The 22,448-nt window shown below is 68.2% G+C and carries 19 protein-coding genes and 2 tRNA genes; 17 read left to right on the top strand and 4 right to left on the bottom strand.

What is annotated here, in order from left to right; genetic code table 11:
• Positions 1-21: 21 nt before the first annotated feature.
• The 11 genes from QK288_RS08375 to QK288_RS08425 all read left to right on the top strand — a co-directional run bounded on the left by QK288_RS08375 (position 22) and on the right by QK288_RS08425 (position 13,497).
• Positions 22-1,308: a sugar ABC transporter substrate-binding protein gene (locus QK288_RS08375; protein WP_281267344.1), complete on the top strand. Its 1,287-nt coding sequence runs from the start codon at positions 22-24 to the stop codon at positions 1,306-1,308.
• Positions 1,309-1,343: 35 nt separating this feature from the next.
• Positions 1,344-2,222: a sugar ABC transporter permease gene (locus QK288_RS08380; protein WP_281267345.1), complete on the top strand. Its 879-nt coding sequence runs from the start codon at positions 1,344-1,346 to the stop codon at positions 2,220-2,222.
• The gene (locus QK288_RS08385) at positions 2,219-3,181 is read left to right on the top strand and encodes a carbohydrate ABC transporter permease (protein WP_281267346.1); all 963 of its coding nucleotides are present in this window, start codon (positions 2,219-2,221) and stop codon (positions 3,179-3,181) included. Before QK288_RS08380 ends, QK288_RS08385 begins: the two co-directional genes overlap by 4 nt.
• The gene (locus QK288_RS08390) at positions 3,181-4,593 is read left to right on the top strand and encodes a glycosyl hydrolase (RefSeq protein ID WP_281267347.1); all 1,413 of its coding nucleotides are present in this window, start codon (positions 3,181-3,183) and stop codon (positions 4,591-4,593) included. The genes QK288_RS08385 and QK288_RS08390 overlap by 1 nt, the downstream gene beginning before the upstream one ends.
• Positions 4,594-4,617: 24 nt before the next feature.
• Positions 4,618-7,635: a glycoside hydrolase family 38 C-terminal domain-containing protein gene (locus tag QK288_RS08395; protein WP_281267348.1), complete on the top strand. Its 3,018-nt coding sequence runs from the start codon at positions 4,618-4,620 to the stop codon at positions 7,633-7,635.
• Positions 7,636-7,681: 46 nt separating this feature from the next.
• Complete coding sequence (locus QK288_RS08400) at positions 7,682-8,596, top strand: endo-beta-N-acetylglucosaminidase H (RefSeq protein WP_281267349.1); 915 nt, start codon at positions 7,682-7,684, stop codon at positions 8,594-8,596.
• Positions 8,597-8,663: 67 nt separating this feature from the next.
• On the top strand, positions 8,664-9,527 hold the full coding sequence (locus tag QK288_RS08405; protein ID WP_281267350.1) for an aminoglycoside phosphotransferase family protein: 864 nt from the start codon (positions 8,664-8,666) through the stop codon (positions 9,525-9,527).
• Between the two features lie 34 nt (positions 9,528-9,561).
• Positions 9,562-10,266: a hypothetical protein gene (locus QK288_RS08410; protein WP_281267351.1), complete on the top strand. Its 705-nt coding sequence runs from the start codon at positions 9,562-9,564 to the stop codon at positions 10,264-10,266.
• Between the two features lie 12 nt (positions 10,267-10,278).
• Complete coding sequence (locus QK288_RS08415) at positions 10,279-10,608, top strand: recombinase family protein (protein WP_281267352.1); 330 nt, start codon at positions 10,279-10,281, stop codon at positions 10,606-10,608.
• Positions 10,608-11,747: a site-specific integrase gene (locus tag QK288_RS08420; protein WP_281267353.1), complete on the top strand. Its 1,140-nt coding sequence runs from the start codon at positions 10,608-10,610 to the stop codon at positions 11,745-11,747. Before QK288_RS08415 ends, QK288_RS08420 begins: the two co-directional genes overlap by 1 nt.
• Before the next feature lie 490 nt (positions 11,748-12,237).
• Positions 12,238-13,497 carry a DUF6575 domain-containing protein gene (locus QK288_RS08425; RefSeq protein ID WP_281267354.1) on the top strand — a complete coding sequence of 420 codons (1,260 nt, stop codon included), beginning with the start codon at positions 12,238-12,240 and terminating at the stop codon, positions 13,495-13,497.
• Positions 13,498-13,579: 82 nt separating this feature from the next.
• Here the strand turns inward: QK288_RS08425 and QK288_RS08430 are convergent.
• Positions 13,580-13,650: transfer RNA gene (locus QK288_RS08430), tRNA-Gly, on the bottom strand.
• Positions 13,651-13,703: 53 nt separating this feature from the next.
• Here QK288_RS08430 and QK288_RS08435 point away from each other — a divergent pair.
• The 5 genes from QK288_RS08435 (at position 13,704) to QK288_RS08455 (ending at position 17,014) form a co-directional block, all read left to right on the top strand.
• Positions 13,704-13,994: a hypothetical protein gene (locus tag QK288_RS08435; protein WP_281267355.1), complete on the top strand. Its 291-nt coding sequence runs from the start codon at positions 13,704-13,706 to the stop codon at positions 13,992-13,994.
• A gap of 57 nt (positions 13,995-14,051) precedes the next feature.
• Positions 14,052-14,128 (top strand) — tRNA-Pro (locus QK288_RS08440).
• 35 nt (positions 14,129-14,163) lie between these two features.
• The gene (tig, locus tag QK288_RS08445) at positions 14,164-15,474 is read left to right on the top strand and encodes a trigger factor (protein WP_281267356.1); all 1,311 of its coding nucleotides are present in this window, start codon (positions 14,164-14,166) and stop codon (positions 15,472-15,474) included.
• A gap of 224 nt (positions 15,475-15,698) precedes the next feature.
• Positions 15,699-16,328 carry an ATP-dependent Clp protease proteolytic subunit gene (locus tag QK288_RS08450; RefSeq protein ID WP_281267357.1) on the top strand — a complete coding sequence of 210 codons (630 nt, stop codon included), beginning with the start codon at positions 15,699-15,701 and terminating at the stop codon, positions 16,326-16,328.
• 26 nt (positions 16,329-16,354) lie between these two features.
• Complete coding sequence (locus QK288_RS08455; protein WP_281267358.1) at positions 16,355-17,014, top strand: ATP-dependent Clp protease proteolytic subunit; 660 nt, start codon at positions 16,355-16,357, stop codon at positions 17,012-17,014.
• Positions 17,015-17,293: 279 nt separating this feature from the next.
• Here the strand turns inward: QK288_RS08455 and QK288_RS08460 are convergent, their stop codons facing one another.
• On the bottom strand, positions 17,294-17,938 hold the full coding sequence (locus tag QK288_RS08460; protein ID WP_281267359.1) for a copper resistance CopC family protein: 645 nt from the start codon (positions 17,936-17,938) through the stop codon (positions 17,294-17,296).
• The gene (locus tag QK288_RS08465; protein WP_281267360.1) at positions 17,935-18,657 is read right to left on the bottom strand and encodes a YcnI family protein; all 723 of its coding nucleotides are present in this window, start codon (positions 18,655-18,657) and stop codon (positions 17,935-17,937) included. The genes QK288_RS08460 and QK288_RS08465 overlap by 4 nt, the downstream gene beginning before the upstream one ends.
• A gap of 229 nt (positions 18,658-18,886) precedes the next feature.
• Here QK288_RS08465 and clpX point away from each other — a divergent pair, with 229 nt between their 5' ends.
• Positions 18,887-20,167: an ATP-dependent Clp protease ATP-binding subunit ClpX gene (gene clpX, locus QK288_RS08470; RefSeq protein ID WP_281267361.1), complete on the top strand. Its 1,281-nt coding sequence runs from the start codon at positions 18,887-18,889 to the stop codon at positions 20,165-20,167.
• A 256-nt stretch (positions 20,168-20,423) separates the two neighbouring features.
• On the opposite strand, the gene QK288_RS08475 is transcribed toward clpX, so the two are convergent.
• Complete coding sequence (locus QK288_RS08475) at positions 20,424-22,448, bottom strand: M3 family metallopeptidase (protein ID WP_281267362.1); 2,025 nt, start codon at positions 22,446-22,448, stop codon at positions 20,424-20,426.

The following is a 22,448-nucleotide window of genomic DNA, read 5'->3' on the forward strand; positions in this document are numbered from 1 at the left end:
CGAACAAGGGAGTCCGACGCGATGAGAACGACCACACACACCACCGGGCGCGCCATCGCCCTCCTCGCCGGGGCCGCTGCCACGGCGCTCGTCCTCGCCGGCTGCTCCACCGGCGGCGGCGCGTCGAACGGCGACGGCTCAGTCTCCGGCACGATCACGCTCCAGACGTGGGCGCTCACGCCGACGTACACCGGCTACCTCAACGGCGTGATCGCGGACTTCGAGAAGGAGTACCCCGACGCGAAGGTCAAGCTCCAGGACCAGCCCGGCGACGGCTACGCGGACAAGGTCCTCAGCCAGGCATCGAGCAACTCGCTCCCCGACGTCATCAACCTGCCGCCGGACATCGCGCTGCCGCTGGCCAAGCGCGGATTCCTGCAGGACGTGTCGAAGGACGACAGCAAGCTGTCCAGCACCTACGTCGCCGGGGCGCTCGATGCGTACCAGTACAAGGGGCTCGACGGCACGTACGGCTACCCGTGGTACCTCAACACCGACGTCGACTACTGGAACTCCGACATGTTCGCCAAGTGCGGGCTCGACGCGGACAACCCGCCGAAGACCGTCGACGACCTCTTCACGCAGGCCGAGACGATGCACAAGGCCTGCCCCGACGACTACCTGATGAGCCGCAAGCCGGGCCTCAGCGACTTCTCGCTCGCCGGCGTGAAGATCATCAACGCCGACGGCACGAAGTTCACCTTCGCGGACTCGACCAAGGCGGCCGACCTCATCGACCGGTACGCCAAGGCCTACCAGGACGGCCTCATGCCCTCCACGGTCCTGAACAGCGACTACCTCGGCAACTCCACCCTGTTCACGCAGGGCAAGGTCGCGTGGACGACCGGTGGCGCCACCGCGCTGAGCGACATCGAGAAGAACAACCCGTCGCTGCAGGGCAAGGTCACGGTCTCCCCGGCGCTCGACACCCCACCGCTGTACGTGCAGGGCCTGTCGGTGTCGAGCAAGTCGAAGCACCTCGCCACGGCCGAGGCCTTCGCGCAGTTCATGACGAACGCCGACAACCAAGAGGCCTTCGCCCACAAGGTCAACATCTTCCCGTCGACGAAGTCCTCGCAGTCGGACCCGTTCTTCTCGAAGGACGACGGCACCGTGAACGGCAAGGCCCGCGTGCTCGCGAACGAGGCCCTGAAGACCGCGAAGAACCTCAACCCGGTCCAGGCGAACTCCGCGATGACGGACTTCCTCGACCAGCAGATCGCGCTCGCGATGAAGGGCCAGGTGACCGCGAAGCAGGCGCTCGAGACGGCGCAGACGAAGATGAACACCCTGCTCGCCAACGGCTGATCCGGCCCCGAAGAAGAGAGAGAGGGAGGATCGCCATGCGCGCGAATCGTTGGTTCACCCCCTGGCTGCTCGTCCTGCCGGCACTCGTCTGGCTCGTCGCGTTCAGCCTCTGGCCGTCGATCAACACCGTCCGGCTGTCGTTCACGAACGCCAGCCCGCTCGGTGGGGTCAGCCGCTGGGTCGGTCTGCAGAACTTCCAGACGCTGCTCGCCGACCCGCAGGTGTGGGAGGCGCTGCTCAACAGCGTCGTCTACATGGCGATCTGCCTGCCGCTCCTGACGGTCCTCCCGCTCCTCATGGCCGTGCTCGTCCAGCAGAAGCTGCCCGGCATCGCCTTCTTCCGCACGGCGTACTACACGCCGGTGATCGCCAGCGCCGTGGTCGTCGGGCTGATCTGGAACTGGATCCTCGACGACCGCGGTGTCATCAACGAGATGGCGCAGTCGCTCGGGATCGTGCACGGGAGCATCCCGTTCCTCACCGACCGGTGGCTCCTGCTGTTCAGCGCGATCAGCCTGACCGTCTGGAAGGGCCTCGGGTACTACATGATCATCTTCCTCGCGGCCCTCGGGAACGTCGGCAAGGAGCTGCACGAGGCCGCAGCGCTCGACGGCGCCGGTGCGGTTCGTCGGTTCTGGTCGGTCACGATGCCCGGCGTCCGCGGCACGATGACCCTCGTCGGGATCCTGGTGTGCGTGAGTGCGCTCCGGGTGTTCAGCGAGCTCTACATCCTGACGAACGGGACGGGCGGCCCCGGCGGCCAGGACAACTCGATCGTCATGCTCATCCAGCAGTACGCGCGGGGCTTCACCGGCAACCTCGGGTACGCGTCGGCACTGAGCCTGTTGCTCTTCGTCGTGACGCTCATCCCGATGCTCGCCCTCGCGCGGATCAACAGCAGGGCGGACCGATGACCAACACGACCACCACCAGTGAACCCGCCCTCGGCGGGGCACAGGGCGCGGCCAGCCCGACGCCGGACGTGGCCGGCGCGACGGGCGGAGGACGAGCCTCCCGTCCGCCCCGCCGCCGCCGGGCCGCCTGGGGCGTCATGTCCACCCGCGAGAAGGCGATCCGCTACGTCCTCCTCGTCGTGGTGCTCTTCATCACCATCGGCCCGTTCCTCTGGCAGCTCTCGACGTCGCTGAAGGGCGCCGGCGAGGACATCTACACGGCGAACCCGTCGTTCATCCCGACACAACCGACGATCGGCAACTACCTTCGGGTCGGCGACGCGATCCCGGTGTTCGGGTACATCGGCAACTCGCTCGTCGTCGCGGCGATCGACGTCCTCGGGAACATCGTGTTCGCGACCTTCGCCGGCTTCGCCCTCGCCCGTCTCCAGTGGCGCTTCCGCAAGGCCGTCCTCGGACTGTTCCTCGCGACGCTCGTCCTGCCGGGAGAGGCGACGATCATCTCCCAGTTCGTCACCGTGAAGGACCTCGGCCTCGCCGACAACCTGGTCGGCGTCGCCCTGCCGGGCATGATCGCCGCCCTCAACGTGCTGCTCATGTTCAACGCGTTCCGGCAGATCCCGGACGAGATCGACCAGGCCGCGGTGATGGACGGCGCGAACGCCTGGCAGCGGTTGCGGTACATCTCGCTCCCGGCCGTCCAGGGCACGATCGCCGTCATCGCGATCTTCTCGTTCATCGGCGCGTGGGACGACTTCCTCTGGCCGCTCATCGTCCTGCAGTCCCCGGAGAAGCTGACGCTGACCGTCGGGCTCGAGTACCTGCGCGGAACGTTCGGCACCGACCAGCGGCTGATCGCGGCCGGCACCATGATCGCGTTCATCCCGATCGCCGTGATCTTCGCCGTCCTGCAGCGCTTCTTCTTCAAGGGTGTGGAAGAGGGCGGTGTGAAGGGCTGATGCGCTTCGGGGTCAACTACACGCCATCGGTGGGGTGGTTCCACTCGTGGCTCGACTTCTCGTGCTCCGAGACGGCGCGCGACCTCGAGGCGATCGCGTCCCTCGGCGCCGACCACGTGCGGATCTTCCCGCTCTGGCCCGTGGTGCAGCCGAACCGGACGCTGATCAGGGCCTCGGCGCTCGAGGACGTCGCCCGCGTCGTCGACATCGCGGCGTCGTTCGGGCTCGACGTCAACGTCGACGCGCTGCAGGGACACCTGTCGAGCTTCGACTTCCTGCCGTCGTGGCTCGACTCGTGGCACCGTCGGAACATGTTCACCGACCCGGACGTCGTCGACTCGACGGCCGCGTACGTGCACGCCCTCGCCGCGGCGGTGGGTGACCGGCCGAACCTGCTCGGCATCACGATCGGCAACGAGGTCAACCAGTTCGCGCACGCGCCGCACCCGTCCCCGCACGACATCACGGCGGCCGAGGGACACGCGTGGGCGGCACGGATGGTCGCCGCGGCGCGGTCCGGCCTGTCGTCCGGCGCGTCCGGCGCGTCGTCCGGCGCGTCGAGCCTGTCGTCCGGCGCGGCCGGCCTGGAGGCTCGGCACCCGTCCGACGCGTCGCGCGCCTCCGGCAGCGGGTCGGCCCCGGCGCCGCTGGTCACCGTCGCCCAGTACGACGCGGCCTGGTACGACGACGCGCAGCCGTTCGGGCCCGAGCACGCCGCCGACCACGGCGACGCCACCGTCACGCACTCGTGGGTGTTCAACGGCTCGGCCGCGGTGCACGGCGCCCTCGGAGCCGGTTCGGTCCGGCACGGGGAGTACCTGCTGCAGCTCGCGGCGGCGTGGAACCGCGACGCGGCCCGACCGAACTGGCTGCAGGAGGTCGGCGCGCCGACGAACGTCGTGGATGTGGCCGACGCCGGGTCCTTCACCGAGCAGACCATCCGGCACGCCCTCGACGTGCAGCACCTGCTCGGGGTGACGTGGTGGTGCTCGCACGACGTGTCCCGCTCACTCGCGGACTTCCCGGAGCTCGAGTACGACCTCGGCCTGCTCACGAACGACGGCCGGGTGAAGCCGACGGGGGAGCGCTTCCGCGAGGTGGCCACCGCCTCCGGCGACACCCGACGCCCCGCGTCCACCGGCTCGGAGCTCGGACTGGTGCTCGACGACGTCGACGCCGCCGGCGCGCCGCTCCCGATGACCAGGGCCGACAGTGCGCCGGGCGGCCGGTTCGCCGCCGCGTGGCTGGCGCTCGCCGAGGAGCACGGCCGCGGCCCGCAGGTCGTCCTGCGCTCGCGCCTCGGCGACACACCGCTCCTCGCCGCACGCGGCATCACCACCTGCGTCGACGTCCCGACCGACGCCAGCACCTCCACCCCGCTCGCGGTCGCGCACCCCGCGACGATGCCCTGACCCACCCCGTCTCCGGAAGGCACCATGCACGACGACATCCCCCTCACCACCGGCCGAGCCCGACGCGTCCTCGACGAGCGGATCCGACCTGCGGTGCACGCCACGGCGACGCCACTCGAGACCGCGTGGCACGAGCTGCCCGGCGAGCCGATCCCGCCCGCGGAGGGGCTCGCGCTGACATTCGAGCCGTACGAAGTCGGGACGACCTGGGGTGCCGCGTGGGGGACGACGTGGTTCCGGCTGACCGGGACGGTGCCGGTCGAGTGGGCCGGTCGGCGGGTGGAGGCCGTGATCGACCTCGGCTTCGACATCAACATGCCGGGGTTCCAGTGCGAGGGGCTCGTGTACCTCGCCGACGGCACCCCGGTGAAGTCGATCAACCCCAGGAACCAGTGGGTGCTCGTCGCGGAGGAGGCCGTCGGCGGAGCGACCGTCGACTTCTTCGTCGAGGCGGCGTCGAACCCGGTGCTGCTCGACTACCACCCCTTCCTCGTCACGCACGAGGGCGACATCCAGACCTCGTCGTCGAAGCGGCTGTACACGAGCCGCCGGATGGACCTCGCCGTCTTCGAGTCCGAGGTACACGAGCTCGCACTCGACATCGACGTGCTCCTCGAACTCCAGGCGGAGCTGCCGGAGGGCCCGCGGCGCATGCGCATCCTGCAGGCGCTCGACGACGCGCTCGACGCCCTCGACCTGCAGCACATCGCGGCAACGGCGCCCGGTGCCCGCGCGGCGCTCGCCGATGTGCTCGCCTCGCCCGCCGAGGCATCTGCACACCGGATCTCCGCCGTCGGGCACGCACACATCGACTCCGCATGGCTCTGGCCGGTGCGGGAGACCATCCGGAAGGTCGCGCGGACCTCGTCCACGATGACGGAGCTCATCGACCAGACCGACGACTTCCTCTACGGCATGTCCAGCGCGCAGCAGTACGCCTGGATCAAGGAACACCGGCCTGAGGTCTACGCCAGGGTCAAGGACGCCGTCGCCGCCGGACGCTTCCTGCCGCTCGGCGGGATGTGGGTCGAATCCGACACGGTGATGCCGACCGGCGAGAGCATCGTGCGCCAGTTCACGCAGGGACAGCGGTTCTTCGAGCGTGAGTTCGGCATCCGCCCGAAGGGCGTGTGGCTGCCGGACAGCTTCGGGTACTCGCCGGCTCTGCCGCAGCTGATGCGCCGCGCGGGCTTCGAGTGGTTCTTCACGCAGAAGATCTCGTGGAACCAGGTGAACAAGTTCCCGCACCACACGTTCCTGTGGGAGGGCATCGACGGATCGCGGGTGTTCTCGCACTTCCCGTCGATGGACACGTACAACTCGCGGCTGTCCGGGTCCGAGGTCGCCAAGGCATCGCGGCAGTTCCGGGAGAACCGGCTGGCGTCGGGGTCGATCGCCCCGGTGGGCTGGGGCGACGGCGGCGGTGGGACCACGCGTGAGATGACCGGTACCGCTGCGCGACTGGCCGACCTCGAGGGGAGCGCCCGCGTGACGTGGGAGCATCCCGACGTGTTCTTCGACCGGGCGAAGGCCGAGCTGCCCGATCCGCCGGTGTGGGTGGGGGAGCTCTACCTCGAGCTGCACCGTGCCACGCTGACCAGCCAGCACCAGACCAAGCAGGGCAACCGCCGGAGCGAGCACCTGCTCGTGGAGGCTGAGCTGTGGGCCGCGACCGCCGCCGCCCGGACCGACTTCGTCTACCCGTACGACGAACTCGACGCGCTCTGGCAGCAGGTGCTCCTCCAGCAGTTCCACGACATCCTCCCCGGCACGTCGATCGCGTGGGTCCACCGCGAGGCGGTGGCGAAGTACGCGGAGGTCGCGGACCGCCTGGAGGCCCTCATCGCCGCCGCCCTGTCGGCGCTCGTCGGTGCCGGGGACCGGACCGTCGTGGCCAACCCGGCCCCGAGCCTCCAGTCCGGCGCCTCCGCGCTCGGCGCGACGCTCGCCGCGGACGTCACCGTCGCGGCCCCGGTCGCCCTCGACGCGGTCGACGGCGGGTTCGTGCTCACGAACGACCTGGTGCGCGTCGTCGTCGACGCCAGGGGGCTCGTCACCAGCGCGGCCGACCGCAGCACCGGACGAGAGGCGATCGCGCCGGGACAGGCGGCGAACCTGCTCCAGCTCCACCAGGACTTCCCGAACATGTGGGACGCGTGGGACGTCGACCGGTACTACCGGAACCGGGTCGAGGACCTCGACGAGGTGACCGGGCTCACCGGCTCGGTCGACGCGGACGGCACCGCCCGGGTCGTGGTGGAGCGGGCGTTCAGCGCGTCGACGCTGACGCAGGAGATCACCCTCGCGCCGGGATCGCGCACCCTGGAGATCGACCAGACCACCGACTGGCACGAGACCGAGAAGTTCCTCAAGGTCGCCTTCCCGCTCGACGTCCGCGCCGAGCACACCGTCGCCGAGACCCAGTTCGGCGCGCAGAAGCGTGCGACGCACACGAACACCTCGTGGGAGGCCGCGAAGTTCGAGACCTCGATGCACCGCTATGTGCTCGTCGAGGAGCCCGGGTTCGGGGTCGCCCTGGTCAACGACTCCATCCACGGGTTCGACACCACCCGCGACGCCGTCGACGGGCACGTCACCACCACGGTCCGGCTCTCGCTCCTCCGCGCGCCGCGGTTCCCCGACCCGGAGACCGACCAGGGTGTGCAGACGCACCGGTTCGGGCTGGTCATCGGGACCGACATCGCAGGGGCCACGACCGCCGGGACGCTCATGAACACGGCGTCGCGCACCGTCACGGGTGACCATGGCTTCGCGCCCCTCGTGCAGGTGTCCGGCGACGTCGTCGTGTCGAGCGTGAAGCTCGCCGACGACCGCTCCGGCGACCTCGTCGTGCGGGTGTACGAGCCTGCGGGCCGCCGGGGGACCGGTTCGATCGCCGTCGACGGGCCCTTCGGCGACCCCGTCGAGGTCTCGCTGCTCGAGGAGCCTCTGCCCGAGGGCTCCGCACACACGTCCTCGATCGACGCGGCGTTCGCCGTGGACGCGTTCGAGGTGCGCACGTTCCGCTTCGCGCGGAGCTGAACAACGTCGGCGGCGACCGCCGTCGCGACACTCGAAGAGGAGTGACATGAAGAAGTCGATGAAGTTCGGGATCGTGGCGGCGCTCGCCGCGATGGTGGCGGCACCGCTCGTGCCGACGGCAGCAACGGCGGCGCCCGCGGGGGTTGCCACTCCGGCTGCTGCTGCGACCAAGAGCGGGCCGACGAGCATCGCCTACGTCGAGGTCAACAACGACCAGCTGTCGAACGTCGGGCGGTACACGCTGTCCAACGGGGCGAACGCGTTCGACGTGGCGATCATCTTCGCCGCGAACATCAACTGGAACGGCTCGAGGGCCGTGCTGTACAACAACGACAAGGTGCAGGCGACGCTCGACGCCGCGGCGACGCAGATCAAGCCGCTGCAGGCGAAGGGGATCAAGGTCTCGCTGTCGATCCTCGGCAACCACCAGGGAGCCGGGATCGCGAACTTCCCCTCGCAGGCAGCAGCACAGGACTTCGCGTCCCAGGTCGCCGCCACGGTCACGAAGTACGGGCTCGACGGGGTCGACCTCGACGACGAGTACTCCGACTACGGCACGAACGGCACCCCGCAGCCGAACGACCAGTCCATCGGGTGGCTCATCACCGCGTTGCGCGCGGACATGCCCGGCAAGCTGATCTCGTTCTACGACATCGGCCCGTCGTCGTCGTCGCTGTCGAAGGCGAGCAGCACCATCGGGTCGAAGCTGAACTACGCGTGGAACCCCTACTACGGCACGTACTCGGCGCCCTCGATCCCCGGCCTCGGCAAGAGCTCGCTGTCGGCCGCTGCGGTCGACATCCAGAACACACCGCAGTCCACCGCGGTGTCGCTGGCACAGCGCACGAAGTCGGACGGCTACGGCGTCTTCATGACGTACAACCTGCCTGGAGGGGACAAGAGCGGGTACGTGTCGTCGTTCACGAACGTGCTCTACGGACAGGCGGCGGTCTACAAGTAGGGGCCGAGACCGACGGTGCTCGGTGGCCCTCCCGCCGAGCACCGTCGCGCTGCCGTAGCGTTCTCGCATGGATTCCGGGATGGATGCCGTGACGTGGGCGCGGTCGGCTCTCGACGAGCTGGGCATCGACGTACTCGGCGTCGAGGAGGTGCACCGGCGCGCGTGGAGCACCGTCTGGCGCGTGACCACCGGCGACGGCGACCTGTTCCTGAAGTCCGCGCCGGAGGGCGTCTCACCCGAGCCGGCGCTCCTCGACGTGCTCGCGCTGCACGGGGTCCCGCACGTGCAGCGTCCCGTCGCCGTCGAGGGGACCTTCGTCCTGCTGCCGGACGGCGGACCGATCGTCCGCGATGCCGAGGACCGCGAGACCGTGTGGCGTGAGGTGATGCGGCACTACGCCGAGCTGCAGTGGGCGTCCGAGCCTGCGGCAGCCGAGGACCTGGTGCGCGCCGGCGTGCCAGACCTCCGGCTCCCGGTGCTCCCCGACGTCGCAGCCGAGGTCGTCGCGCGGTGGACACCGGAACACCCGGCCGTGCTCGCGCGACTCCGGGACGCCGCGGCCGAGCTCGACGAGCTGCTGCCGATGGCCACGATCGAGCACAGCGACCTGCACGACGGCAACGCGTTCGTGCGGGACGCCGTGCCGTTCGACTGGGGTGACGCCTGCGTGTCGCACCCGTTCCTCAGCCTGCTGGTCGCCGGGCAGGAGGACGTGCCAGGAGCCGTCGACGCGTACCTCGAGACGTTCTTCGGCGAGCCTGGAGTCGCCGAGGATCCCGACGTGCAGCACATCGTGGCGCTGGCGAAGACGGTCGGTGTCGTGCCGCGGGCACTGAGCTGGCAGCGGGCGATCGATGCCGCCGGCGACGCGATGCCCGACGAGTACCGCGATGCCCCACGCCAGTGGCTCCTGACCCTCGACCGAATCTAGCCCTGAGCGGGATTGTCTTCGATAGCATTTATGAATGGCACTCAATAAACTCTCGCGTGAGGAAGTTGACACGTACGCCCGAGGAGATCTCGCCGGTGGTATCGACGAGCATGTTGCACGGTTTGCGTTCCTGGATGACGCAGAGTTGCGGGCGCGAGTCGGTCAGGAGTACTTCGCAGCGAGGTATCTCTACAAGCTTTGGGAGGGACTGAGACTCTCCGATGCATGGGCGCTCCGCGCGCAAGTGCAACTGCAGGTCCAGCAGTACGCGTCCATCTACGAGGCGTGCCTCCATCATCTTCTCTTCGTGAACGCAGCTGACGAGCCGCAGGTGAAGGCGCTCCGGGAGCACTCGGCGCTCGTGGCGCGCCCGCTCCCGGAACACCTCATGATGAGGATCCGTGCACTCGACACTGCGGACGCGGCGGAGGTGATCGGTGCGAAGTTCGCAGTTCGCCGAACGCAGGAATCGAAGGTCCGCTTCGAAAAGAAGGTCGACGCCGCCGTCTCGCTCGGGATCATCGACGCCGCCCTCGGTGGCGAGATCGCAGAGATCTACAGCGCACGGAACTCAATCCACATCCATGCTGACCTCAAGCGTGCTGCCGAAATGCAGTGGCAGATAGATTTCTCGCGCACGGCGTACAGGCGCCTCAAGCCCTTCACGGAGCAGGCAGCCACATGGATGGCCCGGCGCGCATCTGACTCGACCATGCCGTCTGTGTTGCTCGACACGTAGTCGGGAGTCAACTTGAAGCTCGAGCCCAGTCGCTGCCTCGAGGAAGTCAGCGCGCGACCTTCGACGTTCGCCGAGCTTGAGCGCGAGATGATCTCAGTCCGTACGAAGGATGCCCTCGCGGCACGCGCCCGCCGCGGAGAGCGCAATGGACGCCCCTCGGCCATCCCAGCCGGGCTGATGCGCCGCATCGTGCTGTCGCGGGACGCAGGGGCGAGCTTCCGTTCCATCGCGGCGGAGCTCACCGACGAGCAGTACCTGACGCCAACTGGGCTGACCACCTGGAGTGAGTCCGTCGTGCGGCGCGCGTACAACTCGGTCGCCCGCGTCGGGGCGGTGGCCTGATGGCGCACGTGAGAGAGGTAGAGCGGAAGATCGGCCGAGCCTATGAGGTCCGCTGGCGTGACGGCGGCAAGTTCCGGCAGCGGTCGTTCACGGTCAAGCGCGAGGCCGAGCGGTTCGCCCTGACGGTGGAGAACCAGAAGGCGCACGGGCAGACGACCGAGCCGTTGGCGGGGCGCAGCAAGAGCTTTGAGGAAGTGGTGCAGGCGTCGCTCGCGGCGTCCCGCGCGAAGCTGAAGCCGAGCACCTACGCCGGGTACGTGCAGCTGTACGAGGCGCGGGTGTTGCCAACGTTCGGCAAGCGGCGCATCTCGACCATCACCTCGGAAGAGGTCGAGGCATGGGTCGCTGACCTCATCGCCTCCGGCCGTGCGTCCTCCACCGTGCGCAATCACTTCATCGCCTTGAACAAGGTGTTCCGGTACGCCCTGCGGCACCGGCTGATCGCTCACAACCCGTGCGACGCCGTGGACATCCCTCGTGCCACCAACGCCGAGGGCTTCGCTCCAGTGTTCCTCACCGCCGCGCAGGTGGAGCAGCTCGCCAAGGAACTGGACGAGTTCGCGCCGTACGGACTGCTGATCCGCTTCGCCGCGGGCACCGGCTTGCGCGCCGCCGAGCTACAAGGTCTCCGCATCCGAGACGTCAACCTCGCGGCCGGGCACGTGGAGGTTCGGCAGTCCATTCGCCGGGTGAACGGCGAGTGGCAGGTCGGCACACCCAAGAGCGCCCGCTCCACCCGGAACGTGCCGTTGCTCTCGCGCTCGCTCATCGCTGACCTGCGCGAGTACCTGCTGGCGCACCCGCACAGCGGCGACGCCGACGCCCTGTTCTGGCCAGCCCGCAGCAACGGGTCTCGCCGGCTCGACTGGTCCCGGAACATCGACTGCGGGGGAGTGCGCGCCTACTACCTCGTGCCAGCTGCCCAGCGGGCGGGCGTCGTGCAGCACATGCGCTTCCACGACCTGCGCCACACGTACGCCTCGCTGATGCTCGCCGCAGGCTTCAAGCCGTACGAGGTCAGTCGCTGGATGGGGCACGCGTCCGTCTCCACGACGGACACCATCTACGGCCACCTGTACCCGACCGATTACGTGAGTCAGATCAACCGCTTCGAAAGCTGGTTGTCGGCGGATGCCTGAATAATGTTGCTCGTCCCCAGAAGGAGGCACAGTGCTAGCCCGAACTCGAACCGTACCGATATGCTCTCGTGAGCAATCGTCGACGTCTGTCGACCGGTCCGTGAACGAGGGGGTACTGGGGTGTGGCCAGCGTGGTTCCCAGCGAGCTGTCCACCCACAGATGCCGTTCCAGCATCAGGCGTGTTCTACAGACTCGCTGCAAATAACCCACCGGTCGAGGAAGACTTCCGCAGCTGGATGGAAGAAGAGATGCTCGGGCTCCGGCGGCGCACGTGGAGCGTGGGCCGGGACTGCCAAGCATCCGCGTGCAGTGTCTTCGACGATGAGGCAGAGGTGCTGCGCTTGCGCGAGGCGTCGGGTGCAACGAGGTCACGCTCCGTGGTTTCCGGTGACATCACAGGGAGCGGAGTGATGAAGCACACTCCGAGTGGCCGCAACGCAAGCCACCACAGTTGGTGGCGGCCTTTGAATGACACGGCTTGGACTCGTTTTGCCTGAATTCAAGGTTGGCATCCCACAGTACACGTGGTTGGGGGAACTCGACTACGAAGAAATCTTCGTCGAGTTTGAGGGTCCCACGCTATTCAGCGCCGTGTCCTTGACTGGGCAATTGTATTTAGCCGAATGGGCCGCTCAAGGGGAAAGCGTCGATCACTGGCTGTATGTTCCATTGAGCAGGCGACGGCTGGATATGGTTCGTTCGGGAGCTTGGCCGGTTCGCCGTGCATTCATCGAACCCGAAGGGCAAGTCTTCGAGGTCGTTTTGCCGTTCGATGGGACAGAAAAGGACGAGCTTCGTGAAATCTCGGTCGCTGACATGCCTGAGTCCTGGCTGCCGGGAGAAGCCTTTCAGCTCGACTTGCCGACCGCGACTCTGAAACCGGCAGTCGATGGCACCGAGCTGGCGCGCCGTGCCCGACAGGAAGGTCGTGCGCGCTTCCGCATCGAGCTGGACCTACCGGAAGTTTTCAGAACAGAGGCTGCCACGCGCCGCGTAGGGGCATTGCTGTCGACGACCCAGGGTGTCTTCGACAACCTTGGACTCGTTGAGCTTGATCCGGATCCGCCGCAGCGCGGGCGAATTGCTCAGGATGTTTTGAATAAGACTGAGACTGAGGTCGTTGAGCTTGCGGCGGCGAGCTTTGTGATTGAACTTGCTGCCACCGACGGTGACGATCTGTTCGGCGACTCACCGATCGCCTTGGTTATGGCCCGGGTTGTGAACCTCATGGCCGTTGACATAGAGCCCGAGGAGCTTGTCACCACGCTTGCAGAGCTTCGGCCGCGAGGCGCGAAGAGTTTCCGAACCTTCGTGACTGATCTCGCAAACTTCGGTGGGAGTGTCCGGCTTGGTGTAGCCAACGCCGCCCGGTCTTACAACGAGGTGGCGCTTTCCGCCGACCAGCTACAGGACTTGAAGGGCCTCCTGAACGTCGTCGTTCCGGACGACGTGGCGCTGCTCAGAGGCCGTATGCGTCTCTTCCGCGCTGACGTGCAACGTAAGCAGTTCGGCCTCCGGGACCTGCGCTCGGGTCAGGTCTTTGAGGGGCGCGTGACGGACCGTGCCCTCACGCAACTCGATCACGCCACGATCAATCAGGTCTACGACGTGGTTCTCACAGAGTTGGTTTCCTTCTCGCAAGCAGTGGGAGAGAAGAAGCCGACGTACACCCTTGACCAGCTGACCGGGAGCTCCACCGAGGTGCCCATCGACATCGAGCGCACGACCTCGCAGGATCAGCCCGAGTAAGCCGTTCCTGCGAGGGGTTTCGGAGGGGTTTGGCCTCCAGGCCCATTGCCGGGACGGGCCTACTTCCCAGTAGCCACAACGGAGGGGATGACGGGAATCGAACCCGCGTAGCCAGTTTGGAAGACTGGGGCTCTACCATTGAGCTACATCCCCGCGCCTGCGCACGAAGCGCAGCCCCACCACTGTAGCGGACGAACACACCCCTCATGGTCCTCTTGCCACCGGACGAGTCGTCCCAGCGCACGATCAAGCGTTCCCGGGTGCTCTCCTACGTCCTGGTGACGCTCGCCGCGGTGGTCCTGTCGCTCCGCCCTGACCTGTTCGGCGACCCCCAGACCCAGCCGGCGCACGCGCTCCTGCACGTCTGGCGGATCGTCCTCGGCATCGTCCTGGCGGTCGCCGCACTCGGGGTACAGGTCCTCGTCGGCGTGCGTTGGCGACGGAGTCTGCGCACAGACTCCCGAGCTCCCGGGAACCGCGGACCACATCCCCGCTAGACTCATCGGCGTCGCGTGCGCCCCTTCGGCGTGCGCGAGCACCCTGGCTCAGACAAACGGGGCGTAGCTCAGCTTGGTAGAGCGCCCGCTTTGGGAGCGGGAGGTCGCAGGTTCGAATCCTGTCGCCCCGACCAGGACACATCACCGCCAACCATCAGGAGAACCCCCCTTGGCCAACAGCACCGTCGACAAGGTGAGCGAGACCCGCGTCAAGCTCACGGTGAACGTGACGCCGGAAGAGCTCAAGCCGAGCATCGACCACGCGTACAAGCACATCGCCGAGCAGATCAACATCCCCGGATTCCGCAAGGGCAAGGTCCCGCCGGCGATCGTCGACCAGCGTGTCGGCCGCGGCGAGGTCCTGAACCACGCCGTCGGCGACGCGATCGACACCTTCTACCGCCAGGCGGTCGAAGAGCAGGAGCTCCGCATCCTCGGCCGTGCCGAGGCAGACGTCTCCGAGCTCCCGAACGTCAAGGACTTCACGGGCGACCTCGTCCTCACCTTCGAGGTGGACGTGCGTCCGGAGTTCGACCTCCCCGACTACAGCTCCTACGAGCTGACGGTCGACGCGGTCGAGGTCTCCGACGACGAGATCGAAGAGGAGCTGCGGAACCTGCGCACCCGCTTCGGCACGCTCGTCACGGTGGACCGTCCGGCGACCAAGGGCGACTTCGCCCAGATCGACCTGACCGCGACCATCGGCGACGACGAGGTCGACTCGGCCACCGGCGTCTCCTACGAGCTCGGCTCGGGCGACCTGCTCGAGGGCATCGACGAGGCGCTCGAGTCCCTCACCGCCGGTGAGTCCACCACGTTCGAGTCCACGCTCGTCGGTGGCGACCGCGAGGGCGAGACCGCACAGATCGCCGTGACCGTCACCGCCGTCAAGGAGCGCGAGCTCCCCGAGGCCGACGACGAGTTCGCGCAGATCGCGTCGCAGTTCGACACCATCGAGGAGCTCAAGGGTGACCTCAAGGAGCAGATCGCGAAGTCCAAGACCTTCGGTCAGGGCGCAGCGGCTCGCGACAAGCTCGTCGAGAAGCTCCTCGAGGACGTCGAGATCCCGATCTCGGAGAAGCTCATCGAGGACGAGGTGCACCGTCACCTCGAGCAGGAGAACCGCCTCGAGGACGACGAGCACCGCAAGGAGGTCGCCGAGTCCAGCGAGACCGCCTTCCGCTCGCAGATCCTCCTCGACTCCATCGCCGAGAAGGAGTCGATCCAGGTCTCGCAGGAAGAACTCACGCAGTACCTGATCCAGGCCGCCGCGCAGTACGGCATGGAGCCGGGTGAGTTCATCAAGGTCATCGACCAGAACGGGCAGATCCCCGGCATGGTCGGCGAGGTCGCTCGCTCGAAGGCCGTCGCGACGGTCCTGTCCAAGGTGACCGTCAAGGACACCGAGGGCAACGACGTCGACCTCTCCGCGTTCACCGCGGGTGTCGCGCAGGAGCCGGCCACGGCCGACGCCGAGTAGCAGCAACTGCGCCGATACCGACCTCGCAAGCTCGGTCGGCGCTGGCTCCACGCAACGCTCCGCGTTGCACATGTGAAGAGCGCGCGGGAGGCACGGTGCCAGCTGGCACCGTGCCTCCCGTCCGCTTTTCCGGCCACCCGCATTGCCGACAGCGAACAGGCGCGAACTGACGCGTTGCAACCGATAAGTTCGACATCAAGCGACAACTGAACGGGAGCTTTTCCATGGCCGAAGCGACACTGAACCCCAGTGTTTTTGACCGCCTTCTGAGAGACCGGATCGTGTGGCTCGGCTCCGAGGTCCGCGACGACAACTCGAACGAGATCGCAGCCAAGCTGCTGCTGCTCGCCGCCGAGGACCCTGAGAAGGACATCTACCTCTACATCAACTCGCCCGGTGGTTCGATCACCGCCGGCATGGCGATCTACGACACGATGCAGTTCGTGCCGAACGACATCGTCACGGTGGGCATCGGCCTCGCCGCCTCGATGGGGCAGTTCCTGCTCTCGTCGGGCACGCCGGGCAAGCGCTACATCACCCCGAACGCGCGCGTGCTGCTGCACCAGCCGTCCGGTGGCTTCGGCGGTACCGCCGCGGACATCCAGACGCAGGCGAAGGTCATCCTCGACATGAAGCAGCGGATGGCCGAACTGACCGCCGAGCAGACCGGCAAGACGGTCGAACAGGTCCTCAAGGACAACGACCGCGACAACTGGTTCACGGCGCAGGAAGCGCTCGACTACGGCTTCGTCGACCACCTCCGCGCGTCCAGCGCCGAGGTCATCGGCGGCGGCGGGACCGTCAGCGACGGCGAGACCCCCACCGCGGCAGCCGACCCCGACGCCCAGTCCTGATCCCCACCGAAGAAAAGGAAACGAGAATGCATCTCCCCATGCTCGGTGGCGCGCAGAACGTCCCGGCTCCCACTGATCGGTACATCCTCCCGAGCTTCGAAGAGCGCACGGCCTACGGCTACAAGCGGCAGGACCCGTACGCGAAGCTGTTCGAGGACCGCATCGTGTTCCTCGGCGTCCAGGTCGACGACGCGTCGGCCGACGACGTCATGGCCCAGCTGCTCGTGCTCGAGTCGATGGACCCGGACCGCGACATCGTGATGTACATCAACTCGCCCGGTGGCTCGTTCACCGCGATGACGGCGATCTACGACACGATGCAGTACATCCGTCCGCAGATCCAGACGGTCTGCCTCGGTCAGGCCGCGTCGGCGGCGTCGGTGCTCCTCGCTGCCGGTACCCCCGGCAAGCGTCTGGCCCTGCCGAACGCCCGCGTCCTCATCCACCAGCCCGCGACCCAGCAGGGTGGCGGCCAGGCGTCGGACATCGAGATCCAGGCGGCGGAGATCCTCCGCATGCGCACCTGGCTCGAGGAGACGCTGTCGAAGCACTCCAACAAGACGCCGGAGCAGGTCAACAGCGACATCGAGCGCGACAAGATCATGTCTGCGGCCGAGGCCGTCGAGTACGGCCTGATCGACCAGGTCCTGACGAGCCGGAAGAACCTCCCCGCACTCGTCAAGTAGGGAACGAAGAGGGCCCCCGCACCGACTGGTGCGGGGGCCCTCTTGCGTGCCGGGGAGGGTGTGCCGGGGCCCGGTGCTCCCGAGACCGGCCGAACGGCCACGACACGCCGCCGGTTGGGTGCCGAGTGGTCGGAAAATGTCGCCCAGCGGGCTGTCGAGCGACGGGCTTCGACCGGTCGGCGGAGCTGAGCGGGGTGTTGTGACCAGTCAGGAGGCCGGGCAGCGTCGCGTCAGGCGTCAGGCGTCGGGCGTCGGGCGTCAGGCGTCGGGCGCCAGGGGTCAGTCCTCGTCGTCGGTGGGGGCGGGGCGGCGACGGAGGAGGAGCAGGACGGCGACGACCGCGGCGACGAGCACCAGGCCGCCGGCGCCGATCCAGATCGCGTCGGACATCGGGGAGTCCGTCGTGCCGGAGGCGGTGCCCGTGGTGGCCGACGAGCTCGACGACCCGGCGGTCGCGCAGGTCGGCGGCGTCGCGGAGCCCTTCGCCGGCGTGAACCCCGAGGGTGCCTTCCACGTGAACGCGTACTCGTCGGAGACAGTGTGGCCGTCGGCGGAGACGATCTGCCACTCGACCTCGTACTTGCCGGAGGCGCCGAGCGCGGCCTTCGTGGTCATCGACGGGCCGTCGACGGCGACACAGCCGTCCTCGTAGTAGCGCTTGTCCGGTCCGACGATCCGGAAGGCGAAGCCGGACCCGGTGCCACCGATGTCGAGCAGCTTGTCGTTCGTGGTGATCTCGAACGCGTCCGGCAGGGACGTCAGCGTGCCGTCGACCTTCGGTGTCGACGCGATCATGTAGTTGTGCGCGCTCGCCGGACCGGCGAGCCCGAGGACCGCGCCGCCCGCGATCGCGACGGACGCCGCGGTGCCGGCCACGAGCCTCCAGGCCCGGGACCGGCCACCTGCCGGACGGACGGTCGTCACTTGGCGCTGCGGCGTCGGGTCGCAGCGACGGCGACGACGAGGCCGGCCGCGCCGACGACGAGTCCGCCGAGGCCGAGGAACCGGCCGACGAGGTCGGGCTGGGACGTCGTCGAGGTGCTCGTCGCGGTGGCGTCGTCGGTGGCTGCGGCAGCGTGGTGGTCGTCGTCACCGGTCGAGGCGGCGGTCAGCGTGATCGAGGGCGCGGGGTGCTCCGGCTCGGCCTGGCCCGCCTTCTGCTCCTGGTCCCACTCGGTCGACCCCTGCTCGCAGCTCTGCGTGACGGGGATCGCGACGACGTCGCCCGGCTTCCCGTCCGGCAGTGAGAACGACAGCGAGAAGGTGTCGCGCTCGTCCGCGGGGAGCGGGGTCTTCGCGGTGTAGGTGATGCTCGTGACGCGCTCACCGGCGTCGGCGGCGGTCTCGTCGTCGGCGGAGGCGGAGGGGCTCGTGTAGGGCTCGGTCGCCTTCGTGATGTCCCAGTTCGGGTTCACGGTCGGCGTGACCTCGATCACCGAGGACGGCACGTGGAACTGCAGCTTCGTCGTGGGGGAGCCGTCGCAGCCGTGCGGGACGGAGAAGGTCGCGGTCGTGTACGAACCCGCGGCGGACGACGTGCTCGTCGCCTCGACGTGGGCGCTGGCGGACGCCGCGGTGCCGAGGACGATCGCGGCGGCGACGCCGAGGGTCACTGCGCCACCGGCGGCGAGACGCTTCTGCATGGGGTTCCTTCCGGATGGTGTTCTACAACTTGTAGAGAAGACTGCATCACCGTAGCAGCACTGCACGCCCTGGGCGAACGCGCGCCCGGAAACGCGCACGGCGTCGCCGTCAGTGTCACCGGATGCGGTTAGGCTCGACAACACGACGACCTCGTGCACGCGAGCAGTGGTGCTCGTCGACTGCAGTGCACGTCGACTGCAGCGCACGTCAACCAGGGAAGGCCGGAGCATGGCACGCATCGGAGAGAGCGGGGACCTCCTCAAGTGCTCCTTCTGTGGCAAGAGCCAGAAGCAGGTGCAGCAGTTGATCGCCGGTCCCGGCGTCTACATCTGCGACGAATGCGTCGAGCTCTGCAACGAGATCATCGAAGAGCGTCTCGCTGAAGCGAGCGACGAGACCGGCAGCGGCGAGTTCGAGCTCCCAAAGCCGCGCGAGATCTTCGACTTCCTGCAGGAGTACGTCATCGGGCAGGACCCGGCGAAGCGTGCCCTGGCGGTCGCCGTCTACAACCACTACAAGCGCATCCGTGCGCAGGGACAGATCACCGCCGCCGAAGACCGCGACGACGTCGAGATCGCCAAGTCCAACATCCTGCTGATCGGCCCCACGGGCTGCGGCAAGACGTACCTGGCGCAGACGCTGGCCAAGCGGCTCAACGTGCCGTTCGCCGTCGCGGACGCCACCGCACTGACCGAGGCGGGCTACGTCGGCGAAGATGTCGAGAACATCCTGCTCAAGCTCATCCAGGCCGCCGACTACGACGTCAAGCGCGCCGAGACCGGGATCATCTACATCGACGAGGTCGACAAGATCGCCCGCAAGGCCGAGAACCCGTCGATCACGCGCGACGTGTCCGGCGAAGGCGTGCAGCAGGCACTGCTCAAGATCCTCGAGGGGACGGTCGCGTCCGTCCCGCCGCAGGGTGGTCGGAAGCACCCGCATCAGGAGTTCATCCAGATCGACACGACGAACGTGCTGTTCATCGTCGCCGGTGCGTTCGCGGGTCTCGAAGAGATCGTGTCCTCTCGGGTCGGCAAGCGGGGGATCGGCTTCGGCGCTCCGCTGCACAGCCCGCTCGACCAGCAGGACCTCTTCGCCGACGTCCTGCCGGAAGACCTGCACAAGTTCGGGCTCATCCCGGAGTTCATCGGCCGTCTGCCCGTCGTCACCACGGTGTCGCAGCTGGACCAGTCGGCGCTCATGCAGATCCTGACGGAGCCGAAGAACGCGCTCGTCCGGCAGTACCAGCGGATGTTCCAGATCGACGGGGTCGAGCTCGAGTTCGACCAGGGTGCGCTCGAGGCCATCGCGGACCTCGCGGTGCTCCGCCAGACCGGTGCGCGTGGGCTCCGAGCGATCATGGAAGAGGTGCTCGGGCCGATCATGTTCGATGTGCCCTCCGACGACGACGTCGCACGCGTGGTCGTCACGCGCGAGTCGGTGCTCGAGAACGCGGCGCCGACGATCGTCCCGCGGCCGAGGACCAAGCGCGTCGAGAAGTCCGCGTAGCGACAGCACGTCAGAAGGGCCCGCATCGTCATCGACGGTGCGGGCCCTTCATCCGTGTGGTCGTGGGGTGCGTTCGGACCCATCACGCGTGCTCTGGAAAGCCGAATCGAGCGTAGGGGGTCGGAACGACGTGCCTCCTACGCGCGAAACGACTCCCTACGCGCGAAACGACTCCCTACGCGCGAAACGACTCCCTACGCGCGAAACGACTCCCTACGCGCGAACGGCCGACCGGACCGGGCCCGGCGCACCGGGCCTACTCCAGGCCGCGGCGGCGCAGCAGGGGGCCGACCTCGGCGTCGCGGCCGCGGAACTCGCGGAAGGCCTCGATCGGGTCCTTCGACCCACCGACGCCGAGCAGCAGCGTGGCGAAGCGGCGCCCGGCAGCGCGGTCGAGCCCGCCGTGGTCGCGGAACCACTCCACGGTGTCCGCGTCGAGCACCTCGCTCCAGATGTAGCCGTAGTAGCCGGCGTCGTACCCACCAGAGAACGTGTGCGCGAAGTACGTCGAGGAGTACCGCGGCGGAACGGCGGCGACGTCGACCCCGGCGTCCGCCAGGGCCTGTCGTTCGAAGGCCTCGACGTCCGTGACGGCGTCGGCCTCGGCCTTCGACAGGCGGTGCCACGCCTGGTCCAGGAGTGCGGCGGCGAGGTACTCGGTCGTCCCGAATCCCTCGTTGAAGCCGGCGGAGTCGCTCAGCCCGAGAACGAGCTCCGGCGGCATCGGCTCGCCGGTCTCGTGGTGCTTCGCGTAGTTCGCGAGGACCTCGGGCCAGGACACCCACATCTCGTTCACCTGGCTCGGGAACTCCACGAAGTCCCGCTCGACGTTCGTGCCGGAGAACCGCGGGTACGTCGTCCGCGCGATCAACCCGTGCAACGCGTGCCCGAACTCGTGGAACAGTGTCTCGACCTCGTCCTGGATGAGGAGCGTCGGGGACCCGGCGGCGGGCTTCGCGACGTTGAGGTTGTTCACGACGACGGGCAGGGTGCCCATCAGCGCCGACTGCTCGACGACGGGGTTCATCCACGCGCCACCCCGCTTGCCGTCCCGCGTGTAGAGGTCGAGCAGGTACAGGCCCACGGGAGTGTCCTGCTCGTCGGTGACCTCGAACACGCGGACGTCGTCGTTGTAGCCGTGCAGGTCGGGGCGCTCGGCGAACTTCAGGCCGTACAGCGCGTTGGCGGCGAAGAACACGCCGTCGTGCAGCACCCGGTCGGCCTCGAGGTACGGGCGCATCGCGGAGCTGTCCGCGGCGAACTGCTCGCCGCGGAGGATCTCGGTCGCGTACGCCCAGTCCCAGGACTCGACGTCGAACCCGACGGTGCGGGACCGGACCGCGCGCTCGTCCTCGGCGTTGCGCGCGGCCGCCGGTGTGAGCGAGGACAGCAGCCCGGCGACGGCGGCGGGATCGCCGGCGGTCTCGTCTGCCGTGACGACCGACGCGTGGTCGGGGAAGCCGAGGAGTTCGGCGCGTTCGGCCCGGAGCCGGACGATGCGGAGCAGGACCTCGCGGTTGTCGTGCTCGTTCCCGCGGCGACCTCGGGCGAGGGATGCGCGCATGATGCGCTCGCGCAGCCCGCGGTCGGTGAGCGACGCGAGCCACGGGTGCCCGGTGTAGAGCGGCAGGGTGATGAGCCAGCCGTCGAGCCCGCGGTCGGCTGCTGCACCGGCGGCAGCGGACTTCGCGCCGTCGTCGAGTCCCGCGAGGTCGTCCTCGGCGGTGACGTGGACCGCGGAGTCGTTGGTGTCCTCGAGGAGGTTCCGCTCGAACGTCGTGGTGAGCGTCGAGAGCTCCTGGTTGATCGCGGTCAGGCGTTCCTTGCCCGCGTCGTCGAGCCCGGCGCCAGCGAGGGTCATCTCGGTGAAGGTGCGCTCCACGAGCCGGAGGTCCTCGCCGGTGAGGCCCCCGGCAGCGGCGGTGTCCCGGACAGCCCGCACCCGCTCGTACAGCCGCGAGTCGAGCGTGATGGCGTCACGGTGCGCTGCGAGCAACGGGGAGACCTCGGCCTCGATGTCGTGCAGCTCCGGGGTGGAGTCGGCGGACGACAGCGTGAAGAACACCATGCTGACACGGGACAGCAGCTGACCGGTGCGCTCGAGCGCCACCAGGGTGTTGTCGAACGTCGCAGGCTCCGGATTCGCAGCGATCGCCTCGACCTCCGCGCGCTGCTCGGCCATGCCGGCCTCGAACGCGGGGCGGTGGTGCTCCAGCCGGACGTCGTCGAACGGGGGGAGTGCGTACGGCAGTGAACTCGGTTCGTCGAACGGCGTCGTCAT

This window comes from Curtobacterium sp. 9128, assembly GCF_900086645.1.
In the GTDB taxonomy this organism is placed as follows: Bacteria; Actinomycetota; Actinomycetes; order Actinomycetales; family Microbacteriaceae; genus Curtobacterium.

What these genes read in the sequence shown, in the direction of transcription:
- QK288_RS08435 (WP_281267355.1), top strand. Translation starts at nt 13,704, where the DNA reads ATGGTCCTCTTGCCACCGGACGAGTCGTCCCAGCGCACGATCAAGCGT.
- QK288_RS08405 (WP_281267350.1), top strand. Translation starts at nt 8,664, where the DNA reads ATGGATTCCGGGATGGATGCCGTGACGTGGGCGCGGTCGGCTCTCGAC.
- QK288_RS08390 (WP_281267347.1), top strand. Translation starts at nt 3,181, where the DNA reads ATGCGCTTCGGGGTCAACTACACGCCATCGGTGGGGTGGTTCCACTCG.
- QK288_RS08455 (WP_281267358.1), top strand. Translation starts at nt 16,355, where the DNA reads ATGCATCTCCCCATGCTCGGTGGCGCGCAGAACGTCCCGGCTCCCACT.
- QK288_RS08395 (WP_281267348.1), top strand. Translation starts at nt 4,618, where the DNA reads ATGCACGACGACATCCCCCTCACCACCGGCCGAGCCCGACGCGTCCTC.
- QK288_RS08450 (WP_281267357.1), top strand. Translation starts at nt 15,699, where the DNA reads ATGGCCGAAGCGACACTGAACCCCAGTGTTTTTGACCGCCTTCTGAGA.
- QK288_RS08465 (WP_281267360.1), bottom strand. Translation starts at nt 18,657, where the DNA reads ATGCAGAAGCGTCTCGCCGCCGGTGGCGCAGTGACCCTCGGCGTCGCC.
- QK288_RS08375 (WP_281267344.1), top strand. Translation starts at nt 22, where the DNA reads ATGAGAACGACCACACACACCACCGGGCGCGCCATCGCCCTCCTCGCC.
- QK288_RS08420 (WP_281267353.1), top strand. Translation starts at nt 10,608, where the DNA reads ATGGCGCACGTGAGAGAGGTAGAGCGGAAGATCGGCCGAGCCTATGAG.
- clpX (WP_281267361.1), top strand. Translation starts at nt 18,887, where the DNA reads ATGGCACGCATCGGAGAGAGCGGGGACCTCCTCAAGTGCTCCTTCTGT.
- QK288_RS08385 (WP_281267346.1), top strand. Translation starts at nt 2,219, where the DNA reads ATGACCAACACGACCACCACCAGTGAACCCGCCCTCGGCGGGGCACAG.
- QK288_RS08400 (WP_281267349.1), top strand. Translation starts at nt 7,682, where the DNA reads ATGAAGAAGTCGATGAAGTTCGGGATCGTGGCGGCGCTCGCCGCGATG.
- QK288_RS08475 (WP_281267362.1), bottom strand. Translation starts at nt 22,448, where the DNA reads ATGACGACGCCGTTCGACGAACCGAGTTCACTGCCGTACGCACTCCCC.
- QK288_RS08410 (WP_281267351.1), top strand. Translation starts at nt 9,562, where the DNA reads ATGGCACTCAATAAACTCTCGCGTGAGGAAGTTGACACGTACGCCCGA.
- QK288_RS08380 (WP_281267345.1), top strand. Translation starts at nt 1,344, where the DNA reads ATGCGCGCGAATCGTTGGTTCACCCCCTGGCTGCTCGTCCTGCCGGCA.